Here is a 14,553-nt window from a genome sequence, read left to right on the forward strand (position 1 = left end):
TAACTTAGATTGGAATGCTCCTATTAGGGGTTATCTCCAAGTTTCTCAAAAAAGTTTAAACACGTTTCATAAAAAAAATCCGACCCTTTCTTATAAGAAGGTCGGATTTTTTTATATGAATGCAAATTAACCACCGAAGTCGTCAAAACGAATGTTTTCGTCTGGCAAACCAAAGTCTTGTCCCATTTTCTGAACGGCTTTGTTCATCATTGGCGGACCACAGAAGTATAATTCTATATCTTCAGGCGCATCGTGTTTGCTCAAATACTGCTCAATTACAGCATTGTGTACAAAGCCCAAGAATCCATCACCGTCAGGGTCATTAATATCTTTCTTCACTTTCCAATTGTCTTCTGGCAGTGGTTCAGAAAGTACAATAAAGAACTTAAAGTTAGGAAACTCGCGTTCCAATTCACGGAAATGTTCTATATAGAACAACTCACGTTTTGAACGTCCACCGTACCAATAAGTTACCTTACGTCCTGTTTTCAGAGTTTTGAACAAGTGGTACAAGTGAGAACGCATTGGCGCCATACCAGCACCACCACCCACGTATAGCATCTCTGCTTTAGATTCGTTGATGAAGAATTCACCATAAGGACCCGAAATAGTTACCTTATCACCTGGCTTACGTGAGAAGATGTATGAAGAGGCTACCCCTGGGTTCACATCCATCCAGCCTCCTTTAGCTCTGTCAAATGGAGGTGTAGCAATACGCACGTTTAGCATAATTCTACGTCCTTCAGCAGGATAAGAAGCCATAGAGTAAGCACGCTCTGCAGGTTCTGGATTTTTCATCACCAATGGCCATAATTTAAATTTATCCCACTCCATCTTAAATTTATCAGGCTCACCTGGGTGTTCTTTAGGGTGTGCAGTAATATCTATATCACTGTATTTCACCTCACAAGCTGGGATTTCTATTTGTATATATCCACCTGGTTTGTAGTCCATATCTTCAGGAATTTCCACCACAAACTCTTTGATGAATGATGCCACGTTGTAGTTGCTTACTACTGTAGCTTCCCATTTCTTAATACCAAACACTTGTTCTGGTACGCCTATCTCCATATCTTGTTTTACCTTCACTTGGCAAGCCAAGCGTACCCCTTCTTTCAGCTCTTTTTTAGTAAAGTGAGGAGTTTCGGTAGGAAGTGCTTCACCACCACCTTCATATACGTGGCATTCACACTGCAAGCAAGAACCCTTACCACCACAAGCCGATGGCAAGAAAATCTTTTCATTACCTAAGGTTGAAAGTAATGAGCCTCCTATAGGCACTTCTATTACTTTATCTTTATTAATTGTAATTTTTACAGGCCCCGATGGGGTTAGCTTTTGTTTCACATAAAGCAAAATTGCTACCAACAAAAGGATTATTACTAATAACCCTACCACCGTTACCGTAATAGTTGTTAATATTTCACTTGCTAAAATCATTACTTAAATCTTTTGTATTATTAGCTAATTTATCTGTATTCACTTCTTGGCGAACTGTAGTTTCCTTTTTAGGCTCTTCTTTTTTGCTGCTACCACCTGTAAGCATACCACCAAAGCTCATAAAGCCTATAGCCATTAGCCCTGTAGTAATAAAAGTGATACCCAAGCCACGTAAAGGAGCTGGTACGTGTGAATAACGTATCTTCTCACGTATAGCTGCCAACGCCAAAATAGCAATAGCCCAACCTAATCCTGAACTCACCCCGTAAGCTACTGAAAGCCCAAATGAGTGAATCACTTCAGCACGCGATTGCATAAAAAGAGAACCTCCTAAGATAGCACAGTTTACAGCTATCAGTGGCAAGAAGATACCCAATGAGTTATACAATGATGGTGAAAACTTCTCTACTACTATCTCTACCAACTGTACCATTGTAGCTACAGTAGCTATAAACAAAATGTAGGTAAGGAAGCTCAAATCATAATTAGCGTATTCTTCACCCAACCAGCGCAAAGCACCTTCTTTAAGTATATACTCATTAAGTAACCAGTTCATAGGTACTGTAAGAGTTTGTACAAACACCACAGCAGCTCCTAATCCTATAGCAGTCGACACTTTTTTAGATACAGCCAAGTACGAACACATACCCAAAAAGGTAGCGAAAATCATATTCTCTACGAATATCGATTTAAAAATCAGTGTTAAATATTCTAACATTTTCTTTTCTTTTTAAATGATTAATGACTGTCTTCTATTAAGGCTTTGTTGCGTGAGCGTTGCACCCATACTACAATACCATAAGTTACCAAAGCCATAGGGGCTAACAACATAAAACCGTTGTTTTCGTAGCCCAAAGCATAAGCGCCTGTTTTCTTGATAGGGTCTCCCAATATTTGGAAACCTAACAAAGTACCAGAGCCCAATAGTTCGCGGAAAAAGGCTACAATAAGCAAGGCAATAGAGTATCCTCCTGCATTACCTATAGCGTCTAAAAACGATTTCCCTGGAGGGTTACCCAAAGCAAATGCCTCAAAACGTCCCATCAAAATACAGTTGGTGATGATAAGCCCTACATATACTGATAACTGTTTGCTAAGGTCATATACAAAGGCTTTGAGCACAAAATCCACCACAATTACCAAGGCTGCCGCTACTATTAGCTGAGCAATAATACGAATTTTAGGCGGAATTACATTTCTAAGCAAAGAAATGGTTACGTTACCCATTACCAATACAAAGGTAAATGAAAGACTCATTACGATAGCTGCTTTCAGCTGAGCTGTAATCGCTAAGGCAGAGCAAATACCCAACACTTGTACCGTTACGGGGTTATTATCCCACAAGGGGTCTGTTACTAATTTTGCATCTTTTTTTGATAGTCCCATAGTCTATTATTTGTTTAAACTTTTAATATAGGATATATAAGGCTCTATGCCATCGCTTATCATCGCTTGCACTCCATTACCAGTAAGGGTAGCTCCTGCAATAGCATCAATTTTCCCATCTTCTTTACGTTTATTTTCAGGGTCGCCATTGCTTTTTGAAATTTGAATGCTTTGGAAGTTACCTGCGGCATCCAATAAATGTTCTCCGATAAAGTCGTCCATAAAGAAACGCTCTTTGATGTTCGCTCCTAAACCTGCCGTTTCTCCTTTGTGGTCAAAGAAAACACCACGTACAATAAGGTCTTTATCTACAGCTATATATCCCCAAATAGCATCCCACAAACCACGTCCGCTTACGGGAATTATATAGAGGGTATTACCATCTTTTTCAGCTACGTAAAGAGGTAAACCTTCACGATGACCGTTGAAGTTGATAAGGTCGTTAGCACCTTCTACTTTTTCAGCGGTATTTCCTTTGATAAGGTATTGCTCTTTCACATAGTTAGGAAACTCTTTTTCAGCATCGGTAGTAGAAAGAAACTCTACTTTACCTCCTCCAAGCTCACCTTCGTTGTGATTTACGCCCATAGCATAGAGGATATTCTGTTTCTTTTCTAACTTTTTATTGTTGCTGATATCGCTACTTAACGCTGACGAGATACCAGCGAGCAACGCACCTACGATTACCACCATTATAATGGCGAAAATCACTGTATACGAATTACTTTCTGTCTTGATTGCCATAATTATGCGGTTTTAGCAGTTGATAATTTTAAACGTTTTTTCCTACGAGATACATTAGCTTGTACTACAAAGTGGTCTATAGTAGGTGCTAATACGTTCATCAATAAGATAGCAAGCATCACTCCTTCAGGATAAGCAGGGTTAAAGCAACGAATAGCAATTGCCACAAAGCCCGCTAAAAATCCGTAAATATACTTACCTGTATTGGTTTGTGCCGCTGTTACAGGGTCAGTAGCCATAAATACAGCCCCAAAAGCTAATCCTCCTATAAGTAAGTGCTGATAAGCAGGCAAGCTCCACAATGCATAAAACTGTGTACCTTCCATACTCGGAGCTAAACAATTAAATATAGCAGCCATTACCCAAGCACCTACAAACATACTAATCATCACACGCCAAGAAGCGATTTTAGTAAATATAAGGAATAAACCTCCCAAAAGAATAAGAATTGTAGAAGTTTCTCCCACTGAACCTGGCATAAACCCAAAGAACAAATCCGATACCTGATAAGTACCTGTCTGACCTTGTGCCAAACTACCCAATACTGTTTCACCCGAAACAGCATCCAAATTAGCACCCGCAGCAATGTCTTTAGCACGTTGTACAGCTCCTTCTACCCATACTTTATCCCCTGTCATTGAAGTAGGATAAGCAAAGAATAAGAAAGCACGAATGGTAAGCGCAGGATTCAAAATATTCATACCTGTACCGCCAAATACCTCTTTACCAATAATTACTCCAAAAGCTACTGCTACTGCCAACATCCAAAGCGGAATATCTACAGGAACAATTAGTGGCACCAACATACCTGTTACCAAGTATCCTTCTTCCACTTCGTGCTTGCGAATAGTAGCAAAAATAAACTCAATGCCCAAACCTACAACGTATGACACTACTACTAATGGCAATACTTTGGTTGCACCAATGCAAAGATTGGTAAGATTCCAAAAATTACCACTAAAGAATGCCATACCTGCCTCTGGAGACAATGTGCCAAAAGCTACTTGATGCTGATAGCCAGCATTGAAAATACCAAAAATCAAACAAGGAATAAGCGCCATAATAACGGTATTCATTGTTCGTTTTAGGTCATCAGCAGCCTTAATGTGGGTACCCCCGTGGGTTACCTCATTAGGCGTATAAAGGAAGGTATGAAGCGCGTTGAAAGTGGTCTCCATCTTCGTCCCCTTATACTTTTCTTTTAATGTATTTAATTTACTTTTTAAACTCATTTTCTTAATGAATAAGTTAATTATTTCTTTTTATTGATTTGCGAATTAGTTTTAAAGCCCAATCGTAATGGCTTGACGTCGATGAAACTAAGTAAGAGCCGAGTGAGGTCGTACCCGTCCAATGATACTTTTTCTTAGTGAAAAGTTCCTCATCAGTGTGTTGCTGTATAAGTTGGAACACTTTATTATGAGAAGCTTCAAAAAGTGAGAGTATCTCAGCAAGTGATACTTTTTGACTTTGCTCCCATATTTCTCGGTTGAGTTTAGGAGTGTCAGAAAAAGTATAACCCTCTTTGGGTATTTTAGGTTTTTCACCTCGCATTCCTACCTCATACCAGTTTAGGAATAATAAATGCCAATGATATAAGTGTCCTATAACATCGCGAATATTCCTATTCATAGTACCTTCCGGAAACGCTTTTTCTTTCTGTTGCTCAGGCAGTGTTTCTATCAAAGAAACTAACTTTTGGTAATTTTCTTTAGCTAAAAACTCTAAATCTTGTTTCGTTGCTGGTCTTGCCATCAGTAGCTATTTTAACCTAATTCTGCCATCATTAAATCAAGTCCGTCTCTGATGATTTGTTGATGTGGCTGTTTAGAAACACATACAAATTCAGTAAGAGCAAAGTCCTCAGGAGCTACTTCGTAAGCACCAAGGTTTTCTAATTCGTCCAAATCCTTATATAAACAAGCTTTGAGCAGTTGCATAGGATAGATATCTAAAGGAAAAACTTCTTCATACATACCTGTTTGTACAAAAGCACGATGCTCACCATTAGTATTGGTATTCAAATTGTACTTTTTCTTAGGGTTTAGCCAAGAGAAAGTAAGCGCACGTGTAAGCGAAATTTTGTTGCTTATAGGTTTTGCCCATCCAAACAAATCATAGTCATTACCTTCTGGAATTGCTGTGATTTGATCAGCGTAAAAACCTAAAAAGTCACTTTCACTTACCTTAACACCTGTAAGCACATCACCACTGATAATACGAGTATTAGCAGGATCTTTCACTCCACCGTCTATCACTCCGTCAATCTGAGCTCCTGCCAAAGCAGTTACGTAATGAGGCTTATTCATATTAGCCCCTGTCAGTGCTACTGTGCGAGTAATGTTCAGCTTGCCTGTCAAGAATAGTTCTCCTATCACTACCAAATCTTGCGGATTCACTACCCATACCACCTCACCTTTATTAATAGGACTAATATGAGCTATTTGAGTGCTCACATTCCCTGCTGGGTGCGGACCTGATACGTTGTGTACCTCAATGTTTTTAAGATTGCGGAAAGGAGACAACGAGCTGTCTTTGAAGACCGACACGTGTACTTTGCCAGAAGTAAGTTTTGACAAGGCTGTAAGTGCTTCTTGCAGCTGCTTTTCCTTACCCTTAAGTACATAGTCGTAATCGGGTGCTAACGGATTGGTTTTGCAAGCCGACACGAAGATAGCTTTTGGCTGAATGTCGGGGTTGGCAATCACGTCATAAGGGCGTTGTTTGATAAAAGGCCAAGCTCCTGAAGACAAGAGATGCGCTTTTATAGCTTCACCCTCCATTTCATTCACTTTTTTCTCCCCAAAGTCTTTGAACGTTTGTTCTGCGCTGGGCTCTATACGAATCTCCAACACTTTACGCCTTTCACCACGTACTATTTCTTTTATAGTACCACTTACAGGCGATGGAAACATAATACGCTCATCACTCTTTGAAAAGAATAGTGCTTCACCTGCTTTCACCTCGTTACCCTCACGTAATATCAGTTTAGGCACTACTCGATGAAAATCACTGGGTTTTATAGCATATAGCTTAGAAAGCGGCTGATGCTGGGTCGTCTTATCAGCTTCGCCCTCTAAGTGTATATCCAACCCTTTTCGAATGCGGATGTCGTTTGACATATCTAAATATAATTAGTTAGTTTTGTTAAATTTGGCGACAAATATACGAATATTAATTGATAAAAAAATAATGTTTTTACATTTTGTATATAAAAAAGAATGTGTCTAATTAAGACACCTCCTCCTCTACTCTTTCCTATTTAGTAAATTGTATAGTTTTTATCAGTAAAAAAACAATGTAATCCATTGTTTTTCAGTGTAAAATAGAATTATTTTCCAGAAAAAAACGAGTCTACAAACTCATACTTATTGAATATCTGTAAATCATCAATCCCTTCACCTACTCCTATATATTTAACAGGAATCTGAAATTGGTCAGAAATACCTATCACTACCCCTCCTTTAGCAGTACCGTCCAATTTGGTAACCGCCAAGGCTGTAACTTCAGTAGCTTTGGTAAATTCTTTGGCTTGCTCAAAGGCATTTTGCCCTGTTGAACCGTCCAATACAAGTAATACTTCGTGAGGCGCATCAGGAATTACCTTCTGCATCACTCGTTTTATTTTACTAAGCTCATTCATTAGGTTAATTTTGTTGTGCAAACGCCCTGCGGTGTCTATTATCACTACATCGGCATTTTGTTTCACAGCAGAACTAAGGGTATCATAAGCTACAGAAGCTGGGTCGCTCCCCAGTTGTTGTTTAATCATCGGTACACCTGTACGATCTGCCCACACCTGCAACTGGTCTATGGCTGCCGCACGAAAAGTATCTGCCGCACCCAATACCACTTTGAGTCCTTTTTTAGTAAACTGACTTGCCAATTTGCCTATAGTGGTGGTTTTACCCGCACCATTCACGCCAACCACCATCATTACATATGGCTTTTTGTCAGCTGGGAAAGAAAACTCAGTAGCTTCGCCCATATGAGTTTCTGAAAGCAATCCTGCTATTTCCTCTCGTAAAATAGTGTTCAGTTCCGAAGTACCTAAATATTTATCTTTAGCAACCCGCGCTTGTATACGATCTACAATTTTTAAGGTGGTATTTACCCCCACATCACTCGCAATGAGCACTTCTTCAAGATCATCAAGTACATCATCATCTACCTTTGATTTTCCTATAATTGCTTTACCAAGACGGTCAAAAAACGTATTTTTTGATTTTTCTAACCCTTTGTTAAGCGTTTCTTTTTTTTCTTTAGAAAAGATATTTTTCAAAAATTCAAATGCCATAACTATATTTTTAAAAAAAGTTGTGCAAAGGTAATAAAAAAACTTTATATATGCAAAAAAGCTGTCTCACGACAGCTTTTCAGATATGATAAAAATAGAGAAAATTTAATTATTTCTTCTTTAAAAATTCATCAACAAGTTCAGGAGCCATTACACTTTCCACGAAAGTATAAGCACCCGTTTTAGGTGATTTCACCATTTTTATAGCTTTAGTAAGCTTTTTTGATTTACCTTGTAAAGTTGCTACTGTTTTCTTTGCCATAACCTTTTAATTATTTAATTTCTTTATGAACAGTTACTCGTTTAAGGATAGGATTGAACTTCTTAAGCTCCAATCTATCAGGGGTATTTTTCTTGTTTTTGGTCGTGATGTAACGTGAAGTACCAGCTACGCCACTATCTTTGTGCTCTGTGCACTCCAAAATAACCTGTATTCTATTTCCTTTCTTAGCCATTTTGTGTCGTCTTTTATTAGTTAATATATCCGTTGCGTTCTACTTCTTGTAGCACTGCATAAATACCTTTTTTGTCAATGGTTTTGATTGCAGCTGCCGATACCTTAAGGGTAATCCACGCATTCTCTTCTGGAATGAAGAAGCGTTTAGTGCGAAGGTTCACGTTAAATTTACGTTTCGTTTTGTTCATTGCGTGCGACACGTTGTTGCCCACCAATGCTTTCTTGCCTGTTAAGTCACAAACTCTTGCCATTTTTTCTCTATTTATTAATGTGTTATTTGTATTCGGGGTGCAAAAGTACAATATTTTTTTTATTTAGCAAAACTTTTTTTATCAAAATTATTTTTTTCAAGATGATAAATTTTTAAATACTTTGATAATCAATCTATTAACTAAAAATATACCATTATTCAAAAAATTACACTCGCTAAAGAAATTTGTAAAAATAATCTGTTTTCCCCTGTCAATCAAACTATCCTTTGAGCGAACCTTCAGCGAAGGATGAGCGAAGGTTGAGCGAAGGAAAGTCGGCGAGCTGGCGCAGCCGAGTATGTGACGAAGGAAAGTCGGCGAGCTGGCGCAGCCAAATATGTAATCAAATACCAATAATAAAAATAGTAGGACGCTTGTGCAAATCAATAGAAGTAGAACGCCATTGGCGAATAGTGAGTGTTTGTATATGCTCTGTAGGCAGTGTAATATCACAAGCTACGCACAACAAGGTATTGTCGTGCAAAGTAGTAGTAAGCTCATTCAAAAGCTGGGTATTGCGATAAGGTGTTTCTATAAACAACTGCGACTGTCCCTCTTGGGCTTTGCGTTCCAATGCCTTCAGGCTACTCTTGCGTTGTTGTTTATCTATAGGAAGATAACCATTAAAGGCAAAATTTTGTCCGTTGAGTCCACTTGCCATCATTGCTAATAAAAGAGAAGAAGGCCCTACCAGCGGAACTACTTTAAGTCCTTTTTGGTGAGCAAGGCGTACAATATCGGCACCTGGGTCGGCAATTCCTGGGCATCCTGCTTCAGAAATAATACCAGCAGAGATACCTTCCAAACACGGAGTTATAAAAGGTAGCATATCGTTATGAGGCTGATGTTTATCTATAACAGCAATTCGTAAATCGGCTTGTACCTTATCAGGAGCGATACGTTTGATAAACTTTCTCGCCGATTTTTCATTCTCTACAATAAAATAATTTAATGTTTGTACTACTTCTTCTATTTGTGAAGGTAATACACTGAGGGTACTATCACCTAATAAATTGGGAATTAAATAAATATGACTCATTTTTAGTTATTAGTTTTTAGTTGTTATCTACAAAAAAAGTAAATAAGAGCTGCAAGTTTGTAGTAATAAAGTAGTTGCGAAAGGCAAAGGTACAAAAAAAGTGGGATTAGCCATTATTTTTTGTGGTTTCATTTTTTATTTATACTTTTGTAATACCAATTTGTATAATAGATGATAAAAGACAGTTTATGAATCATTTGAATAATATAAATAGTACCAACGATACAATTGTGGCTTTGGCAACTGCTATAGGGGTAGGTGCTATTGCAGTAATACGTCTTTCAGGAAATAAAGCTATTGATATAGCTGATAAAATATTCAGTACTGTACACGGAAAACGATTGATAGAAGTGCCCTCTCATACAGTGCATTTGGGTACTCTTAAAAGTAAAACTGAAGTAATAGACGAATGCTTGGCTACTATCTTCAAGGGACAAAAATCATACACAGGCGAACCGGTGGTGGAGTTTTCCTGCCACGGCAGTAGTTATATAGTACAAGAGATTATAAAGCTTTGTCTGCAAGAAGGTTGCCGTTTGGCTGAAGCAGGTGAATTTACCAAACGGGCATTTCTAAACGGAAAATTGGCTCTAAACCAAGCTGAAGCCGTTGCCGACCTTATCATCTCTGATAGTTATGCAAGTCATCAGGTGGCTTTGCAACAAATGAGAGGTGGTTTTACTACCGAAATAGAACATTTACGAAAAGAGTTACTCAATTTTGTATCACTTATTGAATTAGAATTAGATTTTTCAGAAGAAGATGTAGCTTTTGCTGATAGAGAACAATTCAGAAAGCTACTAACAACCATAAAAACTACCATTGAGCGGCTGTTACATTCGTTTTCAGTAGGTAATGTACTAAAAAATGGTATTGCAGTAGCAATAGTAGGCAAACCTAATGCTGGCAAATCGACTTTGTTAAATGCTTTGCTAAATGAAGAACGTGCTATTGTTTCAGATATAGCGGGAACAACGCGCGATACGATTGAAGAAACTTTACATATAGGAGGTATTAGCTTCCGATTTATAGATACAGCAGGTATAAGAGAGGCAAAAGACCAAATAGAGGCTATTGGTGTACAAAAAGCCAAAGAAAAAATGGCTTTAGCACATATATTGCTTTACTTATATGATGAAAATGACAACAAGCCTGATGAAATTATTAGTTTTATAAAAGAAAACTACCGAAAAGACCTAAAAATAATACTACTCCACAACAAAATAGACCAATATGAGGCTACGTATAGCGATAGTTTGAGCAATTTTGATGCTACCCTAAAAGCAGCTTTGATGCCTGAATACACTACTACTCTTTTAGGCATTTCAGCGCGTGATCACCAAAATTTAGATTTGCTTACAAAAGAACTGACAGCATACGCAAATACGTTAGTTGTGGGGAATAATGCAGCTATAGTAACCAATCTACGTCATTATGAAGCACTTAAAGAAGCCCTACAAGCTATTGAGAAAGTAGAAGAAGGATTAGCATTAAATCTTTCAGGCGACCTTTTAGCAATAGATTTGCGCGAAGCTCTGTACCACTTAGGCAGTATTACAGGAGCCGTAACCAACGATGAGGTTTTAGGTCATATCTTTAGTAAATTCTGTATCGGAAAATAGTTGAATAGTAAGTTAGGAGATGAAAATACTTAGTGTTTCTCTTTATAATATAGCCTCTATTGAAGGCCCTTTTACAATTGATTTAGAAGCCGAACCACTGAAATCGGCAGGTTTATTTGCTATTACTGGAGCTACAGGAGCTGGTAAATCTACTATTTTAGATGCTATTTGTTTGGCTCTTTACAACGATACACCTCGCTTAGCTACAACCAAAGTTAATCAGGTAATCACCGATGGCAATAGCGATTTGCAGGTTAATAACGTAAAAAACCTGCTGCGCAAAGGGGCTGTATCGGGCTATGCCAAAGTTGCCTTTCAGGCAATAGACAACAAAATATACGAAGCCGAATGGCAGGTACGCCGTGCTCGTGGTAAACAAGGGGGCAGCCTGCAAAGCGAAACTATTTTGCTATACAATTGCACCGATAATGAGCCCTTTGCCGAAAATAGAAAAACCATTGTTTTAGAACGTATCAAAGAATTGATAGGTTTGACTTTTGATGAATTTACAAAATCGGTAATTTTAGCTCAAGGTGATTTTACTTCCTTCTTAAAAGCAGATGATAACAAACGCTCCGACATTTTAGAAAAACTTACAGGTACTGAAATCTACACTCAAATATCACAGAAAATATACGAAATTTATAAGCAACATAACTACGAACTTAGTCTATTAGAAGCCCAACGCAAAAACACTACCTTTTTATCAGAAGAGGAAAAAGAACAAATAAAAACGCACTTGGCTACTGATGAACTTAACTTAGAAAAACTACAAGCAGAAATTGCATTGTTAAGTGAACAACAAAAGTGGTTTGCCGATGAGCAACAGTTTATCCGTCAGTATAACGAAGCTCTTGCTATAAAAGAAAAAGCTATAGACGAAAAAGAACGCGAAGCAACTCGTTTTGCCGAATTGGCAATGATAGAGGCTATACAAGCTATTAAGCAGGAGGTAGTGAGCAAACAGCAAGAAGCAGATAACCTAATCGCTATAAAACAACAAATAGACAAAGATAAAGCTGAAAAAGAAAATCTATCTTCCGAAGAAAAAACACTATTGAGTAATCTTACTACTTATCAAAAAGATTTTACCGAGCTAAATGAGCAATATAAGCAAGATAAACCAGTTATTGAAAAGGCTAAAAAGCTGGACATACTGATTGCCGAGGCGGAACGTACCTTAGCTGAAAAAGAACTACAACTGCAAAACAAGGAAAAAAAATTAGCCGAAAAAGAAGCCGAAGCAGCATTGGTTGCCGAGAATATAAAAAAAGGTGAAAATTATAAACAAGAACGTGAAGCGTGGCTATCAGCACATATAAATCAAGTAGTTATAAAAGATAACTATCATTGGTTATTGAATTTAGCTACCGAAAAGGAAACTTTACAAACGTATATTGAAAAAAATAAGCAGGAGCTGGCAATGTTGAATACAGAACCACTGCAAAAGGAAGTAAAGGTTTTAGAAACAGAACTGACTTCTGCACAACAAGAACTACCTATAGCTCAAGCGGCTTACCAAACAGCAGAGCGTATTGTACAAAAAACGCAGTTGGAAAACTCTCATAATATCGTACTTTTGCGACAAAATTTAACTGAAGGTGAAGCGTGCCCTGTATGCGGTTCGCTGCATCACCCCAATGCACAACAAGAGGTACAAGAACAGCTGATAAAAGTAGTAGAGAAAGAACGTGATGATGCAAAGCAAAAAGTAAATGAGCTAACCAAAACTATAGCTGCAAAAGGTGAAAAACTACTAAAACAACACAACGCACTAAATGAACTCACTGCCCAAAAAGAAAAAATAAAAAGTAGGAGCGAAGAGTACCAACAGCGAATAAAGGATTATAGAGCTCAACTACAAGAATTGGCTCTTACTGAAGAGTGGATTACCCTATGGGAAACTACAACTAATACTTTTATAGAAAACATAAACCTCCTAAAACAAAAATGGGACAAAGAAGAAAGTTCATTACAAAAAGCCAAGGAACGCTTACAGAAATTAGCTAACGACAAGGCTGCCTTAACTGCCGAAATAACTACTTTACAACAGGATATTATACCTTTGCAGAAAACTTTGCAATTTGATAGTGAGCAACATATGGATTTGAAGGCAGAAAGAACGGGGTTATTAGGTAACAAACCTGCCCAAGAGGTAGAAATGGTTTATGAAAAAAAACTAAAACACCTCGTTGCTGTAATTGATGAGGCACAAAATGCTTATAACACACTTTTGCTTAGCATTACGGCTAATGAAACTTCTCTATCTTCATTAACTGCCCAAAAGGAGCAAACTGAAAAAACATTGACCGCAGCTACCGATGCAATAGAGCAATGGGTAACTACCCACTACCCTACCGAAAAAACGTATCTATACCAACATTTAGATAAATGGGCTGCCTATTCACACGAATGGTTACAACAAGAACGAACAGCTTATCAAGCGCTAAATGAGCGTATTGCTAAATATACTACCATAGCCGAAGAACAGCAAAAAACGCTGCAGGCACATAGTAAAAAGAAACCATTAACACTCAGCGAGTCCGAGACGAAAGAAGCTTATCAAACCAAAAAAGAAACACAAGAGGTGCTACACACTGCCGTAATAAACTATAAAAGCCAATTGCTAAACGATGCTGCACAGCAAAAGGCAATGCAAGTACTATTGCAACAAATAGCTCAAAAAGAAGAGATTACAAAGCAATGGGGGCAGCTAAATAACCTGATAGGAAGTAGTAACGGGGCTAACTTCAGGCGTTATGCACAAGAATACACCTTAGACCTGCTATTGCAATACGCAAATATGCAAATGAAGCTCATCAATAAGCGCTACACCTTACAGCGCATTGCAGGAACACTCGGGTTGCAGGTAATAGATAACGATATGGCAGCCGAAATACGCTCTGTGTATTCGCTATCAGGAGGAGAAAGTTTCTTGGTATCGCTTGCCTTAGCATTGGCACTTTCGTCATTATCATCAACAAAAATGAATGTAGAGACCTTATTTATAGACGAAGGATTTGGCTCACTGGATGCCGAAACATTACAAGTGGCTTTAGATGCTTTAGAACGTTTGCAAAATCAAGGGAAAAAAGTAGGCGTCATCTCGCACATACAAGAAATGGTAGAGCGTATTGCTGTAAAAGTAGAAGTTCAAAAAGAAGGTAATGGAAAAAGTAGGATAACAATTAATGGTTAATCGGCTATTTACCTGCTATTCATCCCTTATTCAGAGCATAGTTTCACCGAACCTTAAACGAAAGATAAACACTAATCATTAAAAACATTAATAATTATTTCGTATCTTTGCGCCCTAA

The 14,553-nt window shown here is 38.0% G+C and carries 14 protein-coding genes; 2 read left to right on the top strand and 12 right to left on the bottom strand.

Translation table 11 applies throughout. The annotated features are described in order from the left end of the window. Positions 1-126: 126 nt before the first annotated feature. The 12 genes from nqrF to J4N46_RS10385 form a co-directional block, all read right to left on the bottom strand. Complete coding sequence (nqrF, locus tag J4N46_RS10330; RefSeq protein WP_009414711.1) at positions 127-1,440, bottom strand: NADH:ubiquinone reductase (Na(+)-transporting) subunit F; 1,314 nt, start codon at positions 1,438-1,440, stop codon at positions 127-129. Further along, positions 1,424-2,158, bottom strand: coding sequence for an NADH:ubiquinone reductase (Na(+)-transporting) subunit E (nqrE, locus tag J4N46_RS10335; RefSeq protein WP_208059220.1), 735 nt, complete (start codon positions 2,156-2,158; stop codon positions 1,424-1,426). Before nqrE ends, nqrF begins: the two co-directional genes overlap by 17 nt. Positions 2,159-2,178: 20 nt before the next feature. After that, on the bottom strand, positions 2,179-2,826 hold the full coding sequence (locus J4N46_RS10340; RefSeq protein WP_009414709.1) for an NADH:ubiquinone reductase (Na(+)-transporting) subunit D: 648 nt from the start codon (positions 2,824-2,826) through the stop codon (positions 2,179-2,181). Positions 2,827-2,832: 6 nt separating this feature from the next. Beyond that, positions 2,833-3,570: a Na(+)-translocating NADH-quinone reductase subunit C gene (locus J4N46_RS10345; protein WP_009414708.1), complete on the bottom strand. Its 738-nt coding sequence runs from the start codon at positions 3,568-3,570 to the stop codon at positions 2,833-2,835. Positions 3,571-3,572: 2 nt separating this feature from the next. Further along, positions 3,573-4,802 (bottom strand): NADH:ubiquinone reductase (Na(+)-transporting) subunit B, encoded by a 1,230-nt coding sequence (locus J4N46_RS10350; protein WP_208059221.1) that lies wholly within the window; start codon positions 4,800-4,802, stop codon positions 3,573-3,575. 16 nt (positions 4,803-4,818) lie between these two features. Beyond that, the gene (locus tag J4N46_RS10355) at positions 4,819-5,325 is read right to left on the bottom strand and encodes a DinB family protein (RefSeq protein ID WP_208059222.1); all 507 of its coding nucleotides are present in this window, start codon (positions 5,323-5,325) and stop codon (positions 4,819-4,821) included. A gap of 11 nt (positions 5,326-5,336) precedes the next feature. Further along, positions 5,337-6,692, bottom strand: coding sequence for a Na(+)-translocating NADH-quinone reductase subunit A (locus tag J4N46_RS10360; RefSeq protein ID WP_208059223.1), 1,356 nt, complete (start codon positions 6,690-6,692; stop codon positions 5,337-5,339). Positions 6,693-6,901: 209 nt separating this feature from the next. Then, on the bottom strand, positions 6,902-7,867 hold the full coding sequence (gene ftsY / locus J4N46_RS10365; RefSeq protein ID WP_208059224.1) for a signal recognition particle-docking protein FtsY: 966 nt from the start codon (positions 7,865-7,867) through the stop codon (positions 6,902-6,904). 109 nt (positions 7,868-7,976) lie between these two features. Beyond that, a complete protein-coding gene (locus tag J4N46_RS10370; protein WP_002680984.1) occupies positions 7,977-8,129 on the bottom strand; it encodes a DUF4295 domain-containing protein in 153 nt (50 codons plus the stop codon). A 10-nt stretch (positions 8,130-8,139) separates the two neighbouring features. Then, positions 8,140-8,322: a 50S ribosomal protein L33 gene (gene rpmG / locus J4N46_RS10375; RefSeq protein WP_009414703.1), complete on the bottom strand. Its 183-nt coding sequence runs from the start codon at positions 8,320-8,322 to the stop codon at positions 8,140-8,142. 16 nt (positions 8,323-8,338) lie between these two features. Next, positions 8,339-8,575 (bottom strand): 50S ribosomal protein L28, encoded by a 237-nt coding sequence (gene rpmB / locus J4N46_RS10380; protein WP_009414702.1) that lies wholly within the window; start codon positions 8,573-8,575, stop codon positions 8,339-8,341. 343 nt (positions 8,576-8,918) lie between these two features. Beyond that, complete coding sequence (locus J4N46_RS10385) at positions 8,919-9,614, bottom strand: SAM-dependent methyltransferase (RefSeq protein WP_208059225.1); 696 nt, start codon at positions 9,612-9,614, stop codon at positions 8,919-8,921. 188 nt (positions 9,615-9,802) lie between these two features. On the opposite strand from J4N46_RS10385, the gene mnmE reads away from it, so the two are divergent. After that, complete coding sequence (gene mnmE, locus J4N46_RS10390; RefSeq protein WP_208059226.1) at positions 9,803-11,236, top strand: tRNA uridine-5-carboxymethylaminomethyl(34) synthesis GTPase MnmE; 1,434 nt, start codon at positions 9,803-9,805, stop codon at positions 11,234-11,236. A 19-nt stretch (positions 11,237-11,255) separates the two neighbouring features. Next, positions 11,256-14,435, top strand: coding sequence for an AAA family ATPase (locus J4N46_RS10395; protein WP_208059227.1), 3,180 nt, complete (start codon positions 11,256-11,258; stop codon positions 14,433-14,435). The last annotated feature ends 118 nt before the right edge of the window (positions 14,436-14,553 follow it).

The sequence above is a fragment of the Capnocytophaga bilenii genome, from assembly GCF_017565765.1.
Lineage (GTDB): Bacteria > Bacteroidota > Bacteroidia > Flavobacteriales > Flavobacteriaceae > Capnocytophaga > Capnocytophaga bilenii.